This window comes from Arthrobacter sp. NPDC093139 (assembly GCF_044754165.1).
Lineage (GTDB): Bacteria > Actinomycetota > Actinomycetes > Actinomycetales > Micrococcaceae > Arthrobacter.
Map to the genome: position 1 here is coordinate 121,751 of NZ_JBIVOO010000003.1, position 21,210 is coordinate 142,960.

Below are 21,210 nucleotides of genomic sequence, written 5' to 3' on the forward strand. Positions count from 1 at the left end.
GCTCACATCCGGAAGAGGCCGAAGGAAGTCTCCGGCAGCGGGGCGCGGGAGACGACGTCGAGGGCCAGGCCCAGCACGGTGCGCGTGTCCGCGGGGTCGATCACGCCGTCGTCCCAGATGCGGGCGGTGGAGTAGTAGGGGCTGCCCTGGTCCTCGTACTGCTGCCTGATGGGGGCCTTGAACGCTTCCTCATCCTCGGCGGACCATTCCTGGCCGGCAGCCTCATACTGGTCCCGTTTGACCGTGGCCAGGACGCTCGAGGCCTGGTTGCCGCCCATCACGGAGATGCGGCTCGCCGGCCACATCCACAGGAAACGCGGGGAGTAGGCACGGCCGCACATGGAGTAGTTGCCGGCGCCGAACGATCCGCCGATCACCACGGTCAGCTTGGGCACGCGTGCCGTGGCCACGGCGGTGACCATCTTGGCACCGTTCTTGGCGATGCCTCCCTGTTCGGAGTCCTTGCCCACCATGAACCCTGAGATGTTCTGCAGGAAGACCAAGGGGATGCCGCGTTGGTCGCACAACTCGATGAAGTGCGCCCCCTTGAGCGAGGACTCGCTGAAGAGTACGCCGTTGTTGGCCACGATGCCCACGGGATGGCCGTGCAGCCTGGCGAATCCGGTCACGAGGGTGGCGCCGTAATTCTTCTTGAACTCGTGGAACCTGCTGCCGTCCACAAGCCGGGCGATGACCTCACGGACGTCGTACTGCGCGTTGACATCGGTGGGGACGGCACCATAGAGCTCCGCCGGATCAACAACGGGCTCGACGGCGGTGTCCACATCCCAGGCGGGGGCAGCTGGCCGGGGCAGCGTGGCCACGATGTCCCGGACAATCTGCAGGGCATGCTCGTCGTTTTCAGCGAGGTGGTCGGACACACCGGAGATTCTCGAGTGGACGTCCCCGCCGCCCAGTTCCTCCGCAGTGACGATCTCGCCGATGGCGGCCTTCACCAGCGGCGGCCCGCCCAGGAAGATGGTCCCCTGGTTCCGTACGATGACGGTTTCATCGCTCATGGCGGGCACATAGGCGCCTCCCGCCGTGCAGGAGCCCATGACGGAGGCAATCTGCGGAATCTTGGCCGCGGACATGCGGGCCTGGTTGAAGAAGATCCGGCCAAAGTGCTCCTTGTCCGGGAACACTTCATCCTGCCTCGGGAGGAACGCTCCGCCGGAATCCACGAGGTAGATGCACGGCAGCCGGTTTTCGAGGGAGATCTCCTGGGCCCGGAGGTGCTTCTTCACCGTCATGGGATAGTACGTGCCGCCCTTGACGGTGGCGTCGTTCGAAATGACCAGGACCTGGCGTCCGTGCACCAGCCCTATGCCCGTGATCACTCCAGCGCCCGGCGAATCGTCGTTGTACATCCCGTTGGCGGCGAGCGGCGCGATCTCCAGGAAGGGGCTGCCGTCGTCCAGGAGCCGGTCGATGCGTTCGCGGGGAAGCAGCTTGCCGCGGGCCACGTGGCGCTCCCGGGACTTTGCCGGTCCGCCCAGGGCGGCCTCGGCGAGCCGCTTGCGCAGGTCGCCTGCGAGCGCCTGCTGCGCAAGGCTGTTGGCCTCGAACGCCTCGCTGGTGGGATCCAGCCGGCTGGCAAGTGTTTCCATTGACCGCTTTCCGTTCCCTGGCCAGTCCGAAGGACCGGGCCGCCTACTTTCGGTTAGTGCCGCGTAACTGAAATTCAGGTTAGTCTCTATTAACTGTGATGTCCAACACACCGGAGGCTTGTTAGAGTTTGCTGGTTCGAGGAGGAAATGTGCCGATCACAGAGCAGAGCAGGCTTCCCGGTGGCGACCCGGCCGCACCACCGGAAGCCTTAGGCGACGACGCCCGTCCCACCGTCGCTACGCAGCGCAGCCGCGCCAAGGAAACCCGGCGTCAGGCGCTGCTGTCCGCCGCCGCATCCCTCTTTGCCGTTAACGGTTTCAACAAGGTGTCCCTTGAGGATCTGGGCGCCGCGGCCGGGGTCAGCGGACCCGCCGTGTACCGCCATTTCCCCGGCAAGCAGGCTGTGCTGGGCGCCCTGCTGCTGAGTGTCAGCCAGAACCTGCTGGACGGCGGGCAGAGCGTGGTGGCGGAGGCCCGCGACCCGGCGTCAGCCCTGGCGCGGCTGGTGCAGTTCCACGTGGACTTTGCCCTGAGCAACCCGGACGTCATCCGTGTCCAGGACAGGGATTTCAGCAACCTCTCCGCCGAAGACCAGGCGCAAGTCCGGGCGCTCCAGCGCAGTTATGTGGAGCTCTGGGTCGATGTGCTTGCCGGCATCCACAGCGGAACGGACATGGCTGATCTCCGGATGCGGGCCCATGCGACCTTCGGCCTGATCAACTCCACGCCCCACTCCGTTCGGAACCATGGCCGCCGGATGGCCATCAAGTCGGCCCGCCCGCTGCTGGAGAACATGGCGCTGGCGGCGCTAACGGCACCGGACGCGCCCGCAGAGTAGCCATGGGCCGGGTAGGCCGCTCCCCCGCTCCGCCCGGGCCTAACGCCGCCATGAGCAGCCCCAGCCTGCACAGGCGACCCTGGCCCTCATAACCGCTGCCGGGCAACAGCGGCTATGAGGGCACGGGCCGCTTTTGTGCGGGGTTGGCCGGTCAGGGTTGGCCGGTCAGGCCATGGCCAGCGCCATGCCGGGATCCGCCAGGAGTGCGCCGACATCCGCAAGGAACCTCGAGCCCTGTTCCCCGTCAACCAGCCGGTGGTCGAAGGACAGGCTGAGGGTCATGACCTGCCTGAGAGCGATCTGGTCCTGGTATTCCCATGGCATCTTCCGCACGGCACCCATGGCCAGGATGGCTGCCTCGCCCGGGTTCAGGATGGGCGTGCCGGCGTCGATGCCGAAAACACCGATGTTGGTGATCGAGATGGTGCCCCCGGAAAGATCCGCCGGGCCCGTCTTTCCGGCCCGGGCGGTTTCGGTCAGCTCCGTCAGCGCAGTCGAGAGTTGGGCCAGGGTCATCCGGTCCGCGTCCTTGATGTTAGGGACCGTGAGGCCGCGCGGTGTGGCGGCCGCGATCCCGAGGTTGACGTAGTTGAACTGCACGATTTCCTGGTTGTCCTCGTCCCACTTGGAGTTCAGCGTCGGATTGCGGCGCAAGGCAAGCAGCGCAGCCTTGGCCACCAGCGTGAGGGGCGTGAGCTTGAGGCCGGCGAAGGCCTTGCCGGCCTTGAGCCGGACCAGCAGTTCCATGGCCGCCGTGACGTCGACGGTGAGGAATTCCGTGACATGCGGTGCGGTGAAAGCACTTGAGACCATGGCTGCCGCCGTGAGTTTCCGGACGCCCTTGATCGGCGTGCGCACTTCGCGTTCGCCCTGTCCGGTCGCGGGAAATTCCTGTGCCGCCGGTTCCTCCGCTGCGGCTGGCACGTCTTCGCCGCCCACGAAATTCCTCACATCCTCCCGCGTTATCAGTCCGCCGGGACCAGTGCCCCTGACCTCCTCGAGGGACACCCCCAGGTCTTTCGCCAGCTTCCGCACGGGCGGTGTGGAGCGGGGGCGCTCGTCCAGCATGGTTACGGCAGGCGCGGATTCGACAGGCCTGGTTTCGGCAGCGTCCACCTGCCGCCGTGCGGCAGATTCCCGCGGTGGCTCTGCGGCAGCGAAAGTACGCTGCCTGCGTACCGGATGCCCAGAGCTTTCGACGACGGCGCCGTACCCCACGAGGTTCGGTTCCCTTTTGGCAGCGGGAACCACCGTCTCTGCCGGAGCCGCCGCCTCCGCTGGCGCCACCGCCTCTGCTGGCGCCACCGTCTCTGCTGGAGCCACCGTCTCTGCGGCGTCGGGCTGTCCGCCGGCGTCGTTCTCCACCTCAAAGGACACGATCGGTTTGCCGACCTCCACGACGGTGCCCGGTTGCTCATGCAGGGCGGTGATCACGCCTGCGAACGGGGAGGGAAGCTCCACCACGGCCTTGGCAGTCTCCACCTCGGCAATGATCTGGTTCAGGCTTACGGTGTCCCCAACATTCACCTTCCAGCTGACGATTTCGGATTCGGTCAGGCCTTCGCCGAGATCCGGCAGCCGGAATTCCTTGATCATGGTGGCGGTCATCCTTCCAGCCCGCTCAGCGAATTCGGCCGCCCGAGCGCCCGGTCCACGCCGTCGAGGATGCGGTCCAGGTTGGGGAGGTGGTGCATCTCCAACTTGGACGACGGGTACGGCACGTCAAAACCTGTGATGCGGACGGGAGCCGCCTCCAGGTGGTAGAAACAGCGTTCGGTGATGCTGGCCGCCAACTCGGCGCCGAGCCCACCTGACTGCCCGGCCTCGTGCGTGACCACGAGCCTGCCGGTCTTGCGCACCGACGCCTCCACGGTGGCAAAGTCCACCGGAGCAAGTGAGCGCAGATCGATGACTTCCACTGACAGGCCTTCATCGGCGGCAGCCAGCGCGGCGTCGCGGGCTGTCTTCACGAGCGGCCCGTAGGCCACCAGCGTGACGTCCCGGCCATCCGCGACCACGCGCGCCTTTTCCATGGACAGCGCACCGGCGACGTCTGTGGACTCATCCACTTCGGCTTTGTCGTGATAGCGCCGTTTGGGCTCGAAGAACAGCACCGGATCATCGCACAGGATGGCCTGCTGGATCATGACGTGGGCGTCCTGCGGATTGGACGGGCTGATGACCCGCAGGCCGGAGGTGTGCGTGAAATATGCCTCCGGAGATTCGGAGTGGAATTCCGGGGAACCGATCCCGCCACCAAATGGGATGCGGACGGTGATGGGCATCTTGACCGCGCCTTGGGTGCGGTAATGCATCTTGGCCACCTGGCACACGATCTGGTCGAAGGCCGGGTACACGAAGCCGTCGAACTGTATCTCCACCACGGGACGGTAGCCGCGGTAGGCAAACCCCACCGCGGTGCCCATGATGCCGGACTCAGCCAGCGGCGTGTCAATGACGCGGTGGGTGCCGAAGTCTTTCTGCAGCCCGTCCGTTACCCGGAAAACGCCGCCAAGCGCTCCGATGTCCTCTCCCATGAGGATGACCTTCGGATCGTTTTCAAGGGATTTGCGGAGCCCGGAATTTATGGCCCGGGCAAAGGTCAACTGGGTCATCAGCGTGCACCTTCTTCAGAGGCGGCTCCTGCGGGATCACCGAAGGATGCCAGATAGCGGGAGTAATGGTCCTGCTGGCGGTCCAGCCACGAGTTTGGCGAGTTGTAGACGTGCTTGAAGACGTCAAGCGGCGCCGGGTCCGGCATGTTGATGCAGCCGGAACGCAACTCGCGGGCCACGGCGTCAGCCTTTTGCTGTACCGCGGCTTCCAGCTCCTGCGTGAGCAGGCCCTTGCGGTCCAGCAGCGCCTTGACCCTGCGGATCGGATCCTTCGCGGCCCAGTCCTCAAGTTCATTGGCATCGCGGTACCTGGTGGGATCGTCCGCGGTGGTGTGCGGACCCATCCTGTACGTGACGGCTTCGATGAACGTGGGTCCCCCGCCACGGCGTGCGCGGTCCAGGGCAACCCGGGTGGCGGCCATCACGGCGAGGACGTCGTTGCCGTCCACCCGCATGCTTGGAATGCCAAAACCGGCGGCACGGTCCGCAATGTGAATGTGGGACTGCAGCCTGACGGGTTCGGAAATGGCCCAGTGGTTGTTCTGGCAAAAGAACACGACCGGTGCCTGGAAGCTGGCTGCGAAGACCATGGCTTCGTTGACGTCGCCTTCGCTGGTTGCGCCATCGCCAAAGTAGGTGATGGCCACCGAATCAGCGCCGTCGTTCTGGATGCCCATCGCGTAGCCGGTGGCGTGCAACGTCTGCGAGCCAATGACGATTTGGGTGGTCGCCATGTTGACGGTGTAGGGATCCCACCCGCCGGCGGCGTTGCCGCGCCAGACGCGGACGATGTCCGTCAACTGGACTCCCCGGCAGTACGCAACTCCGTTGTCGCGGTAACTGGGGAAGACAAAATCGTCGTCCCGGAGCGTCCTCGCCGAGCCGATCTGGGATGCTTCCTGGCCGAGCAGCGGCGGCCACAGTGCCAGCTCACCCTGCCTTTGGAGTGCCGTGGCCTCCGTGTCGATCCGCCGAATGACCACCAGGTCCTCGTACAGCGAACAGAGCTGCTCGTCTGTCACATCCTGGACCCAGGGATCGTACTCGGGGTGGCTGACGCGTTCCCCTGCGGGGGTGATCAGCTGGACCAGGTTCCGTCCCGTCCCGCTTTGATGTTCTGCCCTGTTGCCCGGGCCTCCGGCGGGTGTACCGCCCTGGCCCGACTCGTCTGTCAACACAGTTGTGCAACCTTCTGACGTCGTGTCACCGCGCCGCGAAATGGACTCGTGATCCTTCCGCTTTACGGCCTTCCGGGCGCCGTTGCTCCGGATAATTGTGACCATACTCACAATGCTCAGGGGGTACAACCACCGCCGGGGAAACTGAGCATAATGCACCATCTGGCGAGCTCAGACCGTGCTAGCCTTGCGCATTATGCAAGCTTTGGATGGCACTGACACCCGCCTGCTCTCGGCATTGGCGAAGGACCCCCGCCGTACAGTCGTTGCCTTGGCCCAGAAGCTGGGCTTGTCCCGAAATACGGTCCAGGCCCGGATGGCGCAGCTTGAAAAGAAACATGTCTTCCTTTCCTTCGAGCGCCGGATTAATCCGGTCTCCCTGGGGTATCCGCTGATGGCCTTCATCTCCGTTCATGTCCAGCAGCGGAAGCTCGGCAGCCTCGCCGATGAGCTGGCCAGCGTCCCGGAGATCCTCGAAGGCTACGGGCTCACCGGACCGGCGGACCTGCTGCTGCGGGTGGTGGCGCTGGACGCCGAGGACCTGTTCCGGATCAACGGAAAAATACTTGCCTGCGACGGCGTGGAGAGAACTGACACCGCGCTGGCTATGGGAGAGCTGATTCCGTTCCGGATCCAGCCGCTCCTGGACCGTGGTTCGGCAGAAGAGTGATCGTTCGGCAGAAGAATGACCGGCTCCGCAGAAGAATGAAAGGCTCACCGTGAGCAACATCCAGAACCCTTTCCCACAGCGTCGGCGCCTGCGGCCGCCAAGCCGACTACCGGCGGAGAACCGCAAGGGACTCTGGATAGTCCTTGGCATCGTGGGAGGCGTCCTGTTGCTGGTGGCCGTGGGAGTCGCACTCCTGATGAACCTGGTGGGCGGGGCAACCCGCCAGGCCTCGGATCTGGCGGACAGTTTCACCAGGCTTGTCATCTCGGGCGATACGGACAAGGCTTACGACGACTTCCTGGATCCGGCGCTGAAAGAACAACTGCCGCGGGAGGACTTCACCTCCGGCGTTCAGAATCTGCATCTCGACCCGTCCTGCACCACAGCCTTCGACGACGTTAAGGCCAGCGGTGAGGATGGCTCCAACATCGCGGACGTTTCCGGCGTCATCCAATGCAACGGCAGGGACGTGGAGCTCGTCTACCGCTTTTCCGGAGAGGACGAGCTGAAGATGGTCACCATCCGGCTCAAACCAAAAGGCTAAGCTTCACCCGCCGCAGACGGGAGCCCCCGTCCTTCACGTTGAAGTGCGACTTCACGTTGAAGTGCGGGGGCTCCTGCCATGCCTGCCCGTAGTCGGCGGGTCATTGCTCCGCAACGGTCAGTGGTCGACGGCCTTTTCCGCGCCCACACCGGTCAGCGAGCGGACTTCCATCTCGGCCTGCTTGGCGGGGTCTTCCCTCCTCTTGTCCAGGACAGTACCCAGCCAGCCGAGGAAGAAGGCCAGCGGGATGGACACGATACCGGGGTTGCTGAGCGGGAAGAGCGCAAAGTTGACGCCCGGCATCATGGACGTCGCGGCGCCGGAAACCACCGGGGACAACGCGATCAGGAGGATGGCCGAGGCCAGGCCGCCGTACATGCTCCAGATGGCGCCCTGCGTGGTGAACCTGCGCCAGAACAGCGAGTAGATGATCGTCGGGAGGTTGGCGGAGGCCGCCACCGCGAACGCGAGCGCCACCAGGAAGGCCACGTTCTGCCCGTTGGCGAAGATGCCGCCCACAATCGCCAGGACTCCGATGACCACCACCGTGCGGCGGGCCACCCTGACCTCGGTATCGGCGTCGGCCTTTCCCTTGGCGATGACGCTGGCGTAAATGTCGTGCGCAAAGGACGCTGCCGCAGTGATTGTGAGTCCGGCCACGACGGCGAGGATCGTGGCGAAGGCCACCGCGGAGATGAAGCCCAGCAGCAGCGGACCGCCCAGGTGGAAGGCCAGCAGCGGAGCGGCCGAGTTGACACCGCCGGGAGCCGCCTTGATGGTGTCTGCCCCCACCAGGGCAGCGGCGCCGTAGCCGAGGACCAAGGTGAAGAGGTAGAACAAGCCGATCAGCCAGATGGACCAGACCACGGATTTCCGGGCTTCCTTGGCCGTGGGCACCGTGTAGAAGCGCATGAGCACGTGCGGCAGGGCGGCCGTGCCGAGCACCAGGGCAAGGCCGAGGGACATGAAGTCCAGCTTGGAGGTTTCCGTCTTGCCGTACTGCAGGCCCGGGTTGAGCACCGCAGGATTATTAGCAGTGTCCACCGCCGCACCCAGCAGGCTCGAGAGATTGAAGCCGTAGATGGCCAGGACCCAGAGTGTCATGACGGCAGCACCGGCAATAAGCAGGATGGCCTTGATGATCTGCACCCAGGTGGTGCCCTTCATGCCGCCGATGAGGACGTACATGATCATGAGTGCGCCCACGACGATGATTACGAGCGCCTGGCCTCCCCAGTCGCTGATGCCCAGCAGCAGCGAGATGAGGCTGCCGGCGCCGGCCATCTGGGCCAGCAGGTAGAAGAAGCACACAGCCAGCGTGGAGATGGCGGCGGCGATTCGGACCGGACGCTGCTTGAGGCGGAAGGACAGGACATCGGCCATGGTGAACTTGCCGGTGTTCCGCAGCAGCTCGGCCACCAGGAGGAGTGCCACGAGCCACGCGACGAGGAATCCGATGGAGTACATGAACCCGTCGTAGCCGTTGATGGCGATGGCTCCGGTGATCCCCAGGAATGAGGCAGCGGACAGGTAGTCGCCGGCAATCGCGGTGCCGTTCTGCGATCCAGTGAAGGAACGTCCGGCGGCGTAGTAGTCAGCGGCCGTCTTGTTGTTCCGGCTTGCCCGCAGGACGATCACCATGGTGACCGCGACGAACAGGCCAAAGATGCCCATGTTGAGGAGGGTTGTTTCCTTGAGTGCGGCGACGTCCACCGCTGTTGGAATGCTGATCATTTACCTGCTCCGCCCGCTGAGCTGCCGGACATTCCCGTGTCCGCCCCGTCAAACCTGTCTGCCCTGTCGAATTCATGGCCTTCAATGCCGTGCCGGATGTCGGCGGCGATGGGGTCCAGCTTCCGGTTGCAATAGCTGACGTACCAGCCGGTGATCGCAAACGTGGTGACGAACTGGAGCAGCCCCATGATCAGCCCGATGTTGATGTTGCCCCACACCTTGGTGGACATGAAGCCGACCGCGTAGTCGGCCAGCAGGACATACGCGAAGTACCACAGCAGGAACGCAACGGCCATGGGAAACACAAAGCTGCGGTGGCGCTTGCGCAGTTCCTTGAACTGCCCGGTGGTTTGGACTTCCTCGAAGTCCGCGGACGCCGCTGCGTCCCGAGTTCGGGCATCATTACCCATCTTTCCTCCTCGTTAAGAGTGTCTTCCACACCGGCTTTTTGCACGCTTCCTCGGCCAGTGTGACCCCCATCACTGTGCTCCACACCCGGGCGCGGTTCCAGTATTTGCGGTCCCCCGGGCGCCTAGCGGTGGCGATGCTGCGCCAAACGGCACACGATACGCTGGGCAGCATGCCGGACTCCCCGCTCTACGCCGCAGCCGCCTTTGCGGTGATCGCCTTGGCGATTGCCGTCGTCGTGGGCGTTGGACTCAAGGTTCTCCGGTCCTTCCGTGAGCTGGGCACCGATGCCGAGCGCGCCACCTACAACACCCTGCATGCGGCGTCGAAGGCCGGCCAGCACCTGCGGACGGGGCTCAATCCCTCAGGCGCCGCCAAGGCCAGCCGGCAGCTGCGGGGACTGCTGGGATGCGACGCCCTGGCCATTACCGACATCTCGGGTGTGCTGGCGTGGGACGGCGCCGCCGAGGAGCTCAAACCACAGCTGATGCCGCTGACCGCAGATGTCCTCGCCGGCGGGCGGACGCAGGTGATACACGCCGGGGAGTTTCCGGAGCTGACTTCCGGGCGCGTCAGTTCCGCGGTCATCGCACCGATCCGCGCCGGGTCCCGGGTGGTGGGCGTGGTGGCGGCCTTTGCGCCGTCGGCCGGTGCAGGACTGGTGCGGGCGACGAGCGAGGTGGCAGACTGGGTGGCGGCCCAGGTGGAGCTTGCCGAACTCGATGCGTCGCGGACGCTGCTGATGGAGGCGGAGGTGCGGGCACTGCGTGCCCAGATCAGCCCGCACTTTATTTACAACTCCCTGAATGCGATCGCCTCCTTCATCAACACTGACCCGGCCCGGGCACGTGAACTCGTCGTGGAGTTTGCGGACTTCACGCGCTACTCGTTCCGGCGGCACGGCGACTTCACCACGCTTGCCGAGGAATTGCGGTGCATCGACCGCTATCTCCTGCTGGAGCGGGCCCGCTTCGGTGAACGGGTCCAGGTCAGCCTGAGGATCGCTCCCGAGGTGCTGAGCACCGTCATTCCGTTCCTGAGCCTGCAGCCCCTGGTCGAGAATGCCGTCCGGCACGGCCTCGAAGCAAAGGAGGGACCCGGGCACATCACCATCACCGCCAATGATTCGGGCGCGTTCGCGGAGGTCACCATCGAGGACGACGGCGTGGGAATGGATCCGGCGCAGCTCCAGTCCATGCTCGCCGGACACACGGACGGGGAACACGTTGGCCTGCGGAACGTGGATGCACGCCTGCGCCAGGTCTACGGTGACGATCACGGCCTGGTGATAGAGACGGCGCCCGGCGAGGGGACGCTGATCACCATGCGGGTCCCGAAGTCCCAGCCCGGACACGACGCCTGAGGCGCCGGCACGACGGCGAGAAGGCCCGGGGGCAGACTCCTGCAGATAACCTTGAATCATGATTAACGTCCTCGTCGCCGACGACGAGTTGCCAGCCATTGAAGAACTCGCCTTCCTGCTGGGCAAGGATGACCGCATCGGCAGTATCCTCCGCGCTTCGTCAGGCGCAGAAGCGCTGCGGGCGCTGGAAACCCAGGCGGTGGACGCCGTCTTCCTCGACATCCACATGCCGGCTGTCTCCGGGCTCGAGGTCGCGGCGGTGATTTCCCGCAGCGCCCGCCCGCCCGCCGTCGTCTTTGTCACCGCCGACGACGACTGCGCGCTTGAGGCGTTTGAGCTGGCGGCGGTGGACTACCTCCTGAAACCCGTCCGCGCCGAGCGTCTGGCCCGGTCTGTGGGGCGGATCAGCGAGCTGATCGGCGACGGCGGCCCCGCACCGGAGATGATCACCGTGGACCAGGGCGGCACCACGAAAATGATCAGGCGCGACGACGTCACCTACGTCCAGGCGCAGGGCGACTATGCGAGGCTCCACACCGCTGATGCCAGCTACCTGATCCGGGTTCCGCTGGCGGACCTGGAACAGCAGTGGGCAGACGCCGGGTTCATCCGCACGCACCGTTCCTATCTCATTTCCCTGTCCCACGTCTCGCACCTAAAACTGGCAGCCGTGCGTCCCAGCGTCACGGTGGAAGCGGCCGAACTGCCCATCAGCCGCCGGCACCTGCCGTCCGTGCGGGAGAAACTGGAGGCCACCCGGATCAGGCCGCAGGCATGACACGGGTGAGGGTGACCGCCCCCCGCTCCGCGGCCCGGCCTGCCGCCGAGTCCCGGGAAGCGGCAGAGGAATCCGCGGTGGGGCAGGTCTTCGTTAGGTCCCTGATCCGCTCCCAGCTCCGGCTTGCCCTCGTGGTAGGAGGCGGTTTCCTGCTGGTCCTGGGGGCGTTTCCGCTCCTCGCTGCCATCCCGGGGCTGGCGGAGTCGCGGATCGCCGGCATTCCCCTCGACTGGCTGCTGCTCGGCGCCGGTATCTACCCCGTGATGGGGGTCAGTGCCTGGCTGTACATCCGAAGTGCCGCCCGTAACGAGGCCCGCTACCGCGACCTGGCAGGGGACAGGTGAAGGGCCGGTGAACCCGGCCGTCGGGATCGCGGCTTTTGCGGCGGTAACAGTCGCCACCGCGGTCATCGGCTTCTACGGGCTGAGGATTTCCCGGACCACCGGCGACTTCTATGTGGCCTCGCGCACGGTCCCGCCGTGGTGGAATGCATCGGCGATCGGCGGCGAGTACCTGTCCGCTGCGAGCTTCCTGGGCGTGGCCGGACTCATCCTGCTGTCCGGCACCGATGCGCTGTGGTTCCCTGTGGGTTACACCGCCGGATACCTGATGCTCCTGCTGTTCGTGGCGGCCCCGCTCCGCCGCTCGGGGGCCTACACAATTCCGGATTTCACCGAGTCCCGGCTGGATTCCCGTGCCGTGCGGCGGGTGACCAGCCTCGCGGTGGTCATCGTGGGCTGGTTGTACATCGTCCCCCAGCTGCACGGCGCGGCCCTCACGATCCGGACCACAACGGGCCTGCCCTCATGGGTGGGGTCCACCGCCGTCGTGGTGGTGGTGAGCCTGACCGTCGTGGCGGGCGGGATGCGCTCCATCACGTTCGTGCAGGCCTTCCAGTACTGGCTCAAGCTCACCGCACTGGCCGTGCCGTTCATTTTCATCGTCCTTGTCCTGGCGGAGAACAATTTCCCCGCCGTGGCCGCTGCTGCTGCTAACCCCACGGGGCTGGCACCCGCCGGCCCGTACCAGAACATCTCGCTGCTGGTTGCCCTGCTGTTCGGAACGCTCGGGCTGCCGCACGTGCTGGTCCGCTTCTACACGAATCCGGACGGGCAGTCGGCCCGGAGAACCACGCTGATAGTGCTGGGCCTGCTGTCCGTCTTCTACCTCTTCCCCACTGCCTACGGTCTCGCCGGACGGATGTTTGCGCCGGGACTTGCCGAGGCGGGGCAGGCCGACGCCCTCGTCCTGCTGCTGCCGGGACGGCTCATCGGCGGACCGGGCGGAGAACTGCTCTCCGCACTCGTGGTGGCCGGCGCCTTTGCCGCGTTCCTGTCCACGACCTCGGGGCTCGTGGTGTCGCTCGCCGGCGTGATCAGCCAGGATGTGCTGGGAGGCAGCGTCCGCGGCTTCCGGCTCGCTGCGCTCGTTTCCGCGGCGGTCCCGCTGGGCCTGGCGTTCATGACGGACTCGCTGGCCTTGGCCGGCAGCGTCGGCCTCGTTTTCGCTTTTACAGCCTCCACCATCTGTCCGGTACTGCTGCTGGGCATCTGGTGGCGGGGACTGACCGACGCCGGCGCCATCGCGGGCATGGCGACCGGCGGCCTGCTGTGCGGCGGCGCCATGGTGGCGGGCACCGTGCTCGGTGCCGGCACGCCCTTCTGGCTGGCCCAGCCGGCTGCTTGGACGGTGCCTGCCGCGTTCGCCGTCATGGTGCTGACGTCGCGGGCCACGAAGTCACGGGTCCCCCGCACAATCACGAAGGTGATGACCAGGCTCCACACGCCCGAAAGACCGCTGGCCATGGGCGCTGACATGACGCGGCGCTGAGACGGCGGCCGGCCGTATCGTTGGTCCGCGTAGTCTGCCTGCGTGTGCGTGTCAGGCAAAGCCAGCCCGCCTAGTCAGCCTGCGTGGTCAGTCGATGGCGGCCATCAGCTCGATCACGCGGTCCAGGAAGGCATCCACCTGGGTTTCCTCGTACCCGGCCTGGCCCACCGCCGGACGGAACACTGCGCGCCGGACGTTGTCCACGCTGAGCGGCTTGTCCTCTTCAAGGTAGCCGATCAGGTCCACGCACAGCCTGTCCACGTCCTTGGTGTTGTAGCTGCGGGTCTTCTTCCCTGCCGGGCGGCGGAACCGCTCTCCGTCGGGCCGGTGCAGGCGGCCCCGCAGGGTGGCCGAAAGCTGCCCGATCTGCCGCAGCCACGCCTCCTCCCCCTGCTCGGCGATGAGTTCGTCCCGCTCACGGCGGGCAAAGGCATCTTCGAGACGGTCCAGTGCCGCGTCCACAGTAGTGGCGGAATAGCCGCCTTTGACCGGGTCAAAGGACACCGCGCGGACGTCGAAGCTCTTGATGGGGTGGGCGGCGGCGTCGGGTGACTCCAGGGAAACGCGCGCCCGTTGCAGGAACTGGTCCACCTGCTTGGCGTTGTAGCCGTATTCGTTGCGGGGCACGCGCTCGAAAGCGGCCGGAATGTGCCGTTGGTTGTCCACTCTCACTATGTATCCTTCGATGCTTTTCAGCTGCGTTGTAACCGCAACATTCTATGGCGGGTGGTTGTCAGGCTCCGGAAAAGAGGACGAAGAGGAGATAAGCCACCGGGGAGGCGAACACAATCGAGTCCAGCCGGTCCATGACCCCGCCGTGCCCCGGCAGAATGCTGCTCATGTCCTTCATGCCGAGCTCACGCTTGACCATTGATTCCGCGAGGTCGCCTGCGGTGGCGGACGCCACCATCCCCACGGCAAGAACGACGCCCACCCACCACGGCTTTCCCAGCACGAAGGTGCAGGCCAGGACGCCGATGAGCATCGCTCCGGCGATGGACCCGGCAAATCCCTCCCACGATTTCTTCGGACTGATCTTTGGAGCCATGGGGTGCTTGCCCAATGAGGCCCCCACAATATAGCCGAAGGTGTCGTTGGAAACCACGAGCAACAGCAGGATGATCACCTGCCAGGCGCCCTCCGGCACCGTTCCTCCCGGCCAGGGGCCGACGGGCGTCACACCGCCCGCGACATGGAGCGGCAGGGCCGAGAAGCTTATCAGGAAGGGCACCCAGGCGAGGGTGAAGACCCCCGCGAAGATGCTGCGGGCCGAGCCTGTGGCGCTTTCGATGGAACGCCACAGGAGAACGGCCACGCTGCTGGCCAGCATGGCGAACAGCAGGCTTTCCAGCCCGCCGAAGTAAGCCGCAAAGGGCATCGCCACGGTGCCCACCATGACCGGGACGATGGGCAGCCGTGTGCCGTTGCCTTCCAGGGCGCGGAAGATCTCCCACACGCCGAACACGGCGAAGGTGGTGGTGACGGCGACGAAGCCGAGCGGCAGGAACAGCAGTCCGCCCAGGACCGCGAAAAGCATGGCAAGCCCGACGGCGGTGGCCGCCGGAAGGTTCCGCCCCGCGCCGGGAGTCGGGTTAGGCCTCGGCTGCCGTGGCTGGCGGGTCTGGGATCGGGCCCGCGCTCCGGGGGCCTGCTGTGCCTGACCCATCAGACTTCGAGCAGCTCTGCTTCCTTGCGCTTCAGCAGTTCATCGATGCCGTCGACGTGCTGCTTGGTGATGGCGTCCAGTTCCTTTTCACCACGGCTGCCTTCATCCTCGCCGGCCTCGCCGTCCTTGACCAGCCGGTCCAGGGTTTCCTTGGCCTTGCGGCGGATGTTGCGGATGGAGACCTTGGCGTCCTCACCTTTGGACTTCACGATCTTCACGTATTCCTTGCGGCGCTCCTGGGTGAGCTCCGGAATGGTGATACGGATGACGTTTCCGTCGTTGGACGGGTTGGCGCCGACCTCGGAATCGCTCAGGGCACGTTCGATGTCACGCAGGGCGGCCTTGTCATAGGGCGTGATGAGGATGGTGCGCGCATCGGGAACGGCAAAGGACGCCAGCTGCTGAAGGGGCGTGGGGGTGCCGTAGTACTCCACCATCACCTTGTTGTAGAGGCCCGGGGTTGCCCGGCCGGTCCGGATCGAGGCGAAGTCTTCCTTGGCTACCTCAACCGCCTTGTCCATCTTGTCCCCGGCTTCGAGCAAGGTTTCTTCGATCACGATCTCTCCTCAGCAATTGGTTCCCGGCAGAACCGGGGCATCTCACAATCCGGGTTCCGCCCGATGGACGGAACCTTCCTAGAAATATCCTAGCTGTAACTAGGGGGTGACCAGCGTTCCCAGCTGCTCGCCGAGGATGGCCCGGGTGACGTTGCCTTCACCTTCCATGCCGAACACCACCATGGAAAGGTTGTTGTCCTTGCACATCGTCATGGCGGTCTGGTCCATGACCCTGATGTCCCGGCGGAGGGCGTCGTCGTAGCTGAGCTTTTCGAGCTTCTCGGCGGCCGGGTCCTTCTTCGGGTCGGCGGTGTACACGCCGTCGACGCCGCTCTTGGCCATCAGGACTACGTCCGCGTGGACTTCCAGGGCGCGCTGGGCCGCGACCGTGTCTGTGGAGAAGTACGGCAGGCCGGCGCCGGCGCCGAAGATGACGACGCGGTTCTTCTCCATGTGGCGGATGGCGCGGCGGGGAATGTAGGCCTCGGCCACCTGCCCCATGGTGATGGCGCTCTGGACACGGGTCTCAACGCCCGCCTGCTCCAGGAAGTCCTGCAGGGCGAGGCAGTTCATGACAGTTCCGAGCATGCCCATGTAGTCAGCGCGTGAGCGGTCCATGCCGCTCTGGGACAGTTCGGCACCGCGGAAGAAGTTGCCTCCGCCCACCACAATGGCGACCTCGACCTCGGGTATGGCTGCGGCGATCTGCTTGGCGACTGCCCGGACGGTGTCCGGGTCGACTCCCAGCTTGCCGCCGCCGAAGACCTCACCGGACAGCTTAAGGAGGACCCGGCGCCTGCTCTTCTCTGACTGGACTGAAGTATTGACGGCTTCCATGATGCCTTCCGGTTGGTGGTTCTGAGCAAAGATTATCGTGCTGAGCGGCCAAAGCTCATATTCCGCCCTGGCCGGTGCATGCAAAAGGGGCGGCCACCGAAGTGACCACCCCATTGCTTGTTTGACTAGGAACCGACGCGGAAGCGCGTGAAGGCTGTTCCCTTGACGCCGGCCTCTTCGAGGACCTGGGCCACAGACTTCTTGGCATCCTTGGCGAAGGCCTGGTCAACGAGGACCTCACCCTTGTAGAAGCCCGTAACGCGGCCTTCCACGATCTTGGTCATGGCGGCTTCGGGCTTGCCCTCAGCCTTGGCGGTCTCCTCGGCGATGCGGCGCTCGGACTCGACCAGTTCAGCCGGAACGTCCTCGCGGGAGAGGTAGTTCGGGGCCATGGCGGCGATGTGGACAGCAACGTCGTGGGCTGCGGTGGCAGCAGCTTCGCCTTCGCCGTCAACAGCGAACAGGACGCCGACCTGGGCCGGAAGGTCCTTGGAGGTCTTGTGCAGGTAGGCGTCGACCGTGGCGCCCTCGATGCGGGAGATGCGGCGGACCACTACCTTCTCGCCGAGGACGGCGCCCTCTTCGACAACAACCTCGGACAGCGGCTTGCCGTCCACGTCGGTGGCGAGCAGGGTCTCGAGGTCGGCGGCACCGGACTCGACGGCCACGGCCAGGACCTTGTCGGCGAGCTGGATGAACTTGTCAGCCTTGGCGACGAAGTCGGTCTCGCAGTTGACCTCGATCATTACGCCGACGTTGCCGTCGACCTTCGCAGCAACCAGGCCTTCAGCCGTGGAGCGGCCTTCGCGCTTGGTGGCGCCCTTCAGGCCCTTGATGCGAATGATCTCGATCGCCTTCTCGGCGTCGCCGTTGGCTTCGTCGAGAGCCTTCTTGACATCCATCATGCCGGCGCCGGTGCGCTCGCGCAGAGCCTTGATATCAGCGGCAGTGTAGTTCGCCATGTGAACCCCTCTGTCTAGAAATTTATGTGGTGTACGGACTGACAGGACGGCAGCCCACGTGGTGAGCCGCCATCCTGTCAGTTGCCCCGGCGCCCGAGAGCGCCGGGAAATCCCGGTGGAGTTGTTTACTTGTCGGCGTCGGTAGCCTCGGCAGCTGCCGGGGCTTCCTCTGCAGCCGGAGCAGCCTCAGCGGCGGGCGCCTCAGCAGCCGGAGCTTCAGCGGCAGCGGCCTCAGCCTTGCTGCCCTCGAGGAGTTCGCGCTCCCACTCGGCCAGCGGCTCTTCCGGAGTCTCGGTGGTGCCGGTTGCACGCTGGTTGCGCGCGATCAAACCCTCGGCAACGGCGTCGGCAACAACGCGGGTCAGGAGGTTCACGGAGCGGATGGCGTCGTCGTTGCCCGGGATCGGGAAGTCGACTTCGTCCGGGTCGCAGTTGGTGTCCAGGATGGCCACAACCGGGATGTTCAGCTTCTTGGCCTCGTCAACAGCCAAGTGTTCCTTCTTGGTGTCCACGATCCACAGCACGGACGGTGCCTTGGTGAGGTTGCGGATACCGCCGAGGTTGGACTCAAGCTTGGTGAGTTCGCGGCGGAGGAGCAGCAGTTCCTTCTTGGTGTAAGCGGAACCGGCGACGTCGTCGAAGTCAATCTCTTCGAGTTCCTTCATGCGCTGGATACGCTTGGCAACCGTCTGGAAGTTGGTCAGCATACCGCCGAGCCAACGCTGGTTGACGTACGGCTGGCCAACACGGGTTGCCTGCTCGGCAATTGCTTCCTGGGCCTGCTTCTTGGTGCCGACGAAGAGTACGGTGCCGCCGTGGGCAACAGTGGCCTTGACGAACTCGTAGGCGCGGTCGATGTAGGACAGCGACTGCTGGAGGTCAATGATGTAGATGCCGTTGCGCTCCGTGAAGATGAAGCGCTTCATCTTCGGGTTCCAACGGCGGGTCTGGTGTCCAAAGTGGACGCCGCTGTCAAGCAGCTGGCGCATGGTTACGACGGGCATGCCGACGCTCCTTCCGGCAGGTCATTCATGAGAGCACCCGGAGGCCACTCTTACCCTGCCAATAGTTGACGGTTATTAGCTTCGCCCACGGCGGGCGACGCTCCTGGCATCCATTGCACTTCTCATCCGGGCTGTTGGCCCGGACCGCAAGAGGCACAATCCTCCTCCGGGAGCCTAAGGTTTCCGGTGGTGGAGGGCTGGATGCGCGTAGTCAGCTGCCGTTCCCCCGCACTCCTGAATGGGGCGTGCTGACGCTACCCAAGGGATTGGAATGCGTTGAGGGCACAGCAAACTGCTCCGTCAAGTGTACTACAGCGCTCCGCTGCCTCCGCACCATTCTTCCCGCCCATAACGGGTTTTCCACATAGCCACTGAGGCAGGTTCTCGTGGCGCGGCCTCACCGCCAGGCTGGAGGGATGAAGACCCACGCGCTCCCGGCCGTTCTCTTGCTCGCCGCCATGGCCGCCGCCCCGTCGGCACCGCCGCCAGCAGTACCGACGGCGTCGTCTTCAGTTGCGTCATCAGCTGCGCCATCAGCGCTGCAGGAAGAGCTGGTCGCGGCCTACGCTGCGCCCGCGGCGCCGTCGTGGAACTGGCCGCTTGCCCCGAGACCTCCAGTCCTGAGGCCCTTCGACCCGCCGGACAAGCCGTGGATGAGCGGCCACCGCGGCGTGGACCTGAAGGCAGCGTCCGACGGCGCCTCGGTCACCGCGCCGGAATCCGGCACCGTCAGCTTCGTCGGCGTGGTGGTGGACCGGCCGGTCATCACCATTGACCATGGCAATGGCCTGCGCAGCAGCTTCGAACCCGTGCACAGCAGCCTGGCAAAAGGCGACGCCGTAGCCAAGGGAGACGTCCTGGGTGCAGCGCTCATGGGACACTGCGGAGCCACACCGTGTGTTCACTGGGGCGTGCGCCGTGGCGACGAATACCTGAATCCGCTCGAATTTGTTCTGGATCTCAGGCCATCCATCCTGCTGCCGCTATACGGGAAATGAGCCTAAACGATGGCAGAGACCCCGGTGATTGCGCGTCCCGTGACCAGGGTGTTCACCTCGTGCGTGCCTTCGTAGGAGTAGATGGCCTCGGCATCGGCGAAGATCTTGGCCATCTCGAAGTCGGTCACGATGCCGTTTCCGCCTAGCAGGCTGCGGCCGATCGCCACGCTCTCGCGCATCCGCGCCGTGGTGAAGGCCTTTGCCAGCGCCGATTGTTCGTCCTTGGCGTCTCCGGCATCTTCCAGCTGGGAGAGGCGGACCATCATGCCCATTGAGCTCACGGCATTTCCCAGTATCTGTACGAGCTGGCTTTGGACCAGCTGGAAGGACGCGAGCGGGCGTCCAAATTGGTGGCGCTCAACGGCGTAGCGGCGGGCCACGTCGAACGCGGCCAGCTGCTGGCCCACAGCCTGCCAGGCCACGGCGAGGCGCGTGACTTTGAGGACTTTGTTGGTGTCCCGGAAGCTGTTGGCATGGGCCAGCTTGAAGAAGTCCGGAACGGCCACATCCCGGAGGGTGATGTCCGCATTCTGGACCGTGCGCAGTGAGATCTTGTTCTCGATCTTGGTGGCACTGAACCCGGGGAGGGTCGTATCTACCAGGAACCCCTTCACCTGGTTATCGGCGAGATCCCGTGCATAGATGACCACCCAATCCGAAAACGTGGCATTGCCAATCCAGCGCTTGGCACCGTTGAGGATCCACTGGTCGCCCTCGCGCCTGGCAGTGGTGCGCGTGCCGCCGGCGACGTCGGAGCCGCCCAGCGGCTCCGTCAGGCCGAAGGCGCCGATCTTCCTAAGGGAGTAAATGTCGGGCAGCCAGGCGTCCTGCTGCTCGCGCGATGCGAGTGCTTCGATGGACCCGGTGAACAGGCCGTCGTGAACGCCCATGAAGGTGGCAATCGAGGTGTCGGCACGGGTGACTTCAGCATGGACAATGCCGGCGAAGAGGTTCGAATGGCCCTGGCGCCGCACGGGGCTGACGAGATCGATTTCGGCCAGCTTGGGAATCAGCTCCATGGGGAACTCGCCACGGTTCCAGCAGTCCACGGCGATCGGCTTTACCTCGCGGGCCAGGAAGTGCCGGATCTCAGCCAGCCGGTCCTGTTCCTTGCTGCCGAGCAGCTGTTCGAAAGCGAAGAAGTCGCCGTCGGCGTAGGGAAGCTTGTTGATGTCGATTGCGGCTTTGGACATGGGATTCCTTCACGGTGAGGGGCAGTGACCTGACAGGTTCAGGCCTTGCGCAGGAGTATGTTACTGACGAGTAACATACTCCACTTGCCGCGCTAAAGAAAGCCGCCGACAGCTTCCAGGGAGTACAGCGCGTTCCATCCGAAAAACAAAAGGAGCCGCGGCCGACGTCGAATCGTCGGCCGCGGCTCCTGTTGCAGAACAGGTAGGGCTACTCGGACTTGAACCGAGGACCTTAGGATTATGAGTCCCGCGCTCTAACCAGCTGAGCTATAGCCCCTTGTACCTGGGAGGTGTCCCACATGCCTGGCGCCCGGACCCCGGGGCCATCATCAGCGGGGCAAAAACACTCTAGCAAACTGGCGAACGGCTTTTGGACAACCCCCGGTTGAGCGGCCCTTTCCTAAACGGCCCTCTCCCCTAAACG

Annotated in this window: 21 protein-coding genes and 1 tRNA gene; 8 read left to right on the plus strand and 14 right to left on the minus strand. The window is 65.1% G+C overall.

The genetic code is table 11. The annotated features are described in order from the left end of the window. Positions 1 to 2: 2 nt before the first annotated feature. Positions 3 to 1,610, minus strand: a complete 1,608-nt coding sequence (locus tag ACIP90_RS06500) for a carboxyl transferase domain-containing protein (protein WP_400577873.1) — start codon at positions 1,608 to 1,610, stop codon at positions 3 to 5. Between the two features lie 149 nt (positions 1,611 to 1,759). Here ACIP90_RS06500 and ACIP90_RS06505 point away from each other — a divergent pair, with 149 nt between their 5' ends. After that, complete coding sequence (locus ACIP90_RS06505; protein WP_400577875.1) at positions 1,760 to 2,449, plus strand: TetR/AcrR family transcriptional regulator; 690 nt, start codon at positions 1,760 to 1,762, stop codon at positions 2,447 to 2,449. Positions 2,450 to 2,614: 165 nt separating this feature from the next. Here the strand turns inward: ACIP90_RS06505 and ACIP90_RS06510 are convergent, their stop codons facing one another. The 3 genes from ACIP90_RS06510 to pdhA are packed head-to-tail and all read right to left on the minus strand — an operon-like array spanning position 2,615 to position 6,242. Then, a complete protein-coding gene (locus ACIP90_RS06510) occupies positions 2,615 to 4,057 on the minus strand; it encodes a dihydrolipoamide acetyltransferase family protein (protein ID WP_400577877.1) in 1,443 nt (480 codons plus the stop codon). After that, entirely contained in the window at positions 4,054 to 5,064 is a 1,011-nt protein-coding gene (locus tag ACIP90_RS06515; protein WP_400577879.1) for an alpha-ketoacid dehydrogenase subunit beta, read from the minus strand. Before ACIP90_RS06515 ends, ACIP90_RS06510 begins: the two co-directional genes overlap by 4 nt. Continuing rightward, positions 5,064 to 6,242: a pyruvate dehydrogenase (acetyl-transferring) E1 component subunit alpha gene (gene pdhA, locus ACIP90_RS06520; RefSeq protein ID WP_400577880.1), complete on the minus strand. Its 1,179-nt coding sequence runs from the start codon at positions 6,240 to 6,242 to the stop codon at positions 5,064 to 5,066. The genes ACIP90_RS06515 and pdhA overlap by 1 nt, the downstream gene beginning before the upstream one ends. Positions 6,243 to 6,438: 196 nt before the next feature. Between pdhA and ACIP90_RS06525 the strand changes: the two genes are divergently transcribed. Further along, positions 6,439 to 6,912 carry an Lrp/AsnC family transcriptional regulator gene (locus tag ACIP90_RS06525; RefSeq protein ID WP_400577882.1) on the plus strand — a complete coding sequence of 158 codons (474 nt, stop codon included), beginning with the start codon at positions 6,439 to 6,441 and terminating at the stop codon, positions 6,910 to 6,912. A gap of 49 nt (positions 6,913 to 6,961) precedes the next feature. Further along, a complete protein-coding gene (locus ACIP90_RS06530; RefSeq protein WP_400577883.1) occupies positions 6,962 to 7,456 on the plus strand; it encodes a hypothetical protein in 495 nt (164 codons plus the stop codon). A gap of 117 nt (positions 7,457 to 7,573) precedes the next feature. Here the strand turns inward: ACIP90_RS06530 and ACIP90_RS06535 are convergent, their stop codons facing one another. Continuing rightward, the gene (locus ACIP90_RS06535; RefSeq protein WP_400577884.1) at positions 7,574 to 9,190 is read right to left on the minus strand and encodes a cation acetate symporter; all 1,617 of its coding nucleotides are present in this window, start codon (positions 9,188 to 9,190) and stop codon (positions 7,574 to 7,576) included. After that, a complete protein-coding gene (locus tag ACIP90_RS06540; RefSeq protein ID WP_400577886.1) occupies positions 9,187 to 9,600 on the minus strand; it encodes a DUF485 domain-containing protein in 414 nt (137 codons plus the stop codon). The genes ACIP90_RS06535 and ACIP90_RS06540 overlap by 4 nt, the downstream gene beginning before the upstream one ends. 170 nt (positions 9,601 to 9,770) lie before the next feature. On the opposite strand from ACIP90_RS06540, the gene ACIP90_RS06545 reads away from it, so the two are divergent. From ACIP90_RS06545 to ACIP90_RS06560, 4 genes are read left to right on the plus strand one after another with little or no spacing between them, the layout of a single operon-like run. Next, the gene (locus ACIP90_RS06545) at positions 9,771 to 10,961 is read left to right on the plus strand and encodes a sensor histidine kinase (protein ID WP_400577888.1); all 1,191 of its coding nucleotides are present in this window, start codon (positions 9,771 to 9,773) and stop codon (positions 10,959 to 10,961) included. A gap of 58 nt (positions 10,962 to 11,019) precedes the next feature. Beyond that, complete coding sequence (locus ACIP90_RS06550; RefSeq protein WP_400577889.1) at positions 11,020 to 11,739, plus strand: LytR/AlgR family response regulator transcription factor; 720 nt, start codon at positions 11,020 to 11,022, stop codon at positions 11,737 to 11,739. After that, a complete protein-coding gene (locus ACIP90_RS06555; RefSeq protein WP_400577891.1) occupies positions 11,736 to 12,083 on the plus strand; it encodes a hypothetical protein in 348 nt (115 codons plus the stop codon). The genes ACIP90_RS06550 and ACIP90_RS06555 overlap by 4 nt, the downstream gene beginning before the upstream one ends. A gap of 7 nt (positions 12,084 to 12,090) precedes the next feature. Then, positions 12,091 to 13,569: a cation acetate symporter gene (locus tag ACIP90_RS06560; RefSeq protein ID WP_400577892.1), complete on the plus strand. Its 1,479-nt coding sequence runs from the start codon at positions 12,091 to 12,093 to the stop codon at positions 13,567 to 13,569. 87 nt (positions 13,570 to 13,656) lie between these two features. Here ACIP90_RS06560 and ACIP90_RS06565 read toward each other — a convergent pair whose 3' ends face one another. The 6 genes from ACIP90_RS06565 to rpsB all read right to left on the minus strand — a co-directional run bounded on the left by ACIP90_RS06565 (position 13,657) and on the right by rpsB (position 18,595). Beyond that, the gene (locus ACIP90_RS06565) at positions 13,657 to 14,244 is read right to left on the minus strand and encodes a DivIVA domain-containing protein (protein ID WP_400578307.1); all 588 of its coding nucleotides are present in this window, start codon (positions 14,242 to 14,244) and stop codon (positions 13,657 to 13,659) included. A gap of 58 nt (positions 14,245 to 14,302) precedes the next feature. Then, complete coding sequence (locus ACIP90_RS06570; protein WP_400577893.1) at positions 14,303 to 15,235, minus strand: phosphatidate cytidylyltransferase; 933 nt, start codon at positions 15,233 to 15,235, stop codon at positions 14,303 to 14,305. Then, the gene (frr, locus tag ACIP90_RS06575) at positions 15,235 to 15,792 is read right to left on the minus strand and encodes a ribosome recycling factor (RefSeq protein ID WP_400577894.1); all 558 of its coding nucleotides are present in this window, start codon (positions 15,790 to 15,792) and stop codon (positions 15,235 to 15,237) included. Before frr ends, ACIP90_RS06570 begins: the two co-directional genes overlap by 1 nt. A 99-nt stretch (positions 15,793 to 15,891) precedes the next feature. Then, entirely contained in the window at positions 15,892 to 16,629 is a 738-nt protein-coding gene (gene pyrH / locus ACIP90_RS06580; RefSeq protein WP_400577896.1) for a UMP kinase, read from the minus strand. Between the two features lie 125 nt (positions 16,630 to 16,754). Next, positions 16,755 to 17,591, minus strand: a complete 837-nt coding sequence (gene tsf, locus ACIP90_RS06585; protein WP_400577898.1) for a translation elongation factor Ts — start codon at positions 17,589 to 17,591, stop codon at positions 16,755 to 16,757. A 125-nt stretch (positions 17,592 to 17,716) separates the two neighbouring features. Then, a complete protein-coding gene (rpsB, locus tag ACIP90_RS06590) occupies positions 17,717 to 18,595 on the minus strand; it encodes a 30S ribosomal protein S2 (protein ID WP_400577900.1) in 879 nt (292 codons plus the stop codon). 416 nt (positions 18,596 to 19,011) lie between these two features. Between rpsB and ACIP90_RS06595 the strand changes: the two genes are divergently transcribed. Then, positions 19,012 to 19,593, plus strand: coding sequence for a M23 family metallopeptidase (locus ACIP90_RS06595; protein WP_400577901.1), 582 nt, complete (start codon positions 19,012 to 19,014; stop codon positions 19,591 to 19,593). Positions 19,594 to 19,595: 2 nt separating this feature from the next. On the opposite strand, the gene ACIP90_RS06600 is transcribed toward ACIP90_RS06595, so the two are convergent. Further along, positions 19,596 to 20,786, minus strand: coding sequence for an acyl-CoA dehydrogenase family protein (locus tag ACIP90_RS06600; RefSeq protein WP_400577903.1), 1,191 nt, complete (start codon positions 20,784 to 20,786; stop codon positions 19,596 to 19,598). Between the two features lie 203 nt (positions 20,787 to 20,989). After that, positions 20,990 to 21,063, minus strand: a tRNA-Ile gene (locus ACIP90_RS06605). Positions 21,064 to 21,210: the final 147 nt, after the last annotated feature.

What these genes read in the sequence shown, in the direction of transcription:
- ACIP90_RS06500 (WP_400577873.1), bottom strand. Translation starts at nt 1,610, where the DNA reads ATGGAAACACTTGCCAGCCGGCTGGATCCCACCAGCGAGGCGTTCGAG.
- ACIP90_RS06510 (WP_400577877.1), bottom strand. Translation starts at nt 4,057, where the DNA reads ATGACCGCCACCATGATCAAGGAATTCCGGCTGCCGGATCTCGGCGAA.
- ACIP90_RS06515 (WP_400577879.1), bottom strand. Translation starts at nt 5,064, where the DNA reads ATGACCCAGTTGACCTTTGCCCGGGCCATAAATTCCGGGCTCCGCAAA.
- ACIP90_RS06525 (WP_400577882.1), top strand. Translation starts at nt 6,439, where the DNA reads ATGCAAGCTTTGGATGGCACTGACACCCGCCTGCTCTCGGCATTGGCG.
- ACIP90_RS06535 (WP_400577884.1), bottom strand. Translation starts at nt 9,190, where the DNA reads ATGATCAGCATTCCAACAGCGGTGGACGTCGCCGCACTCAAGGAAACA.
- ACIP90_RS06540 (WP_400577886.1), bottom strand. Translation starts at nt 9,600, where the DNA reads ATGGGTAATGATGCCCGAACTCGGGACGCAGCGGCGTCCGCGGACTTC.
- ACIP90_RS06545 (WP_400577888.1), top strand. Translation starts at nt 9,771, where the DNA reads ATGCCGGACTCCCCGCTCTACGCCGCAGCCGCCTTTGCGGTGATCGCC.
- ACIP90_RS06550 (WP_400577889.1), top strand. Translation starts at nt 11,020, where the DNA reads ATGATTAACGTCCTCGTCGCCGACGACGAGTTGCCAGCCATTGAAGAA.
- ACIP90_RS06555 (WP_400577891.1), top strand. Translation starts at nt 11,736, where the DNA reads ATGACACGGGTGAGGGTGACCGCCCCCCGCTCCGCGGCCCGGCCTGCC.
- ACIP90_RS06570 (WP_400577893.1), bottom strand. Translation starts at nt 15,235, where the DNA reads ATGGGTCAGGCACAGCAGGCCCCCGGAGCGCGGGCCCGATCCCAGACC.
- pyrH (WP_400577896.1), bottom strand. Translation starts at nt 16,629, where the DNA reads ATGGAAGCCGTCAATACTTCAGTCCAGTCAGAGAAGAGCAGGCGCCGG.
- tsf (WP_400577898.1), bottom strand. Translation starts at nt 17,591, where the DNA reads ATGGCGAACTACACTGCCGCTGATATCAAGGCTCTGCGCGAGCGCACC.
- rpsB (WP_400577900.1), bottom strand. Translation starts at nt 18,595, where the DNA reads ATGCCCGTCGTAACCATGCGCCAGCTGCTTGACAGCGGCGTCCACTTT.
- ACIP90_RS06595 (WP_400577901.1), top strand. Translation starts at nt 19,012, where the DNA reads ATGAAGACCCACGCGCTCCCGGCCGTTCTCTTGCTCGCCGCCATGGCC.
- ACIP90_RS06600 (WP_400577903.1), bottom strand. Translation starts at nt 20,786, where the DNA reads ATGTCCAAAGCCGCAATCGACATCAACAAGCTTCCCTACGCCGACGGC.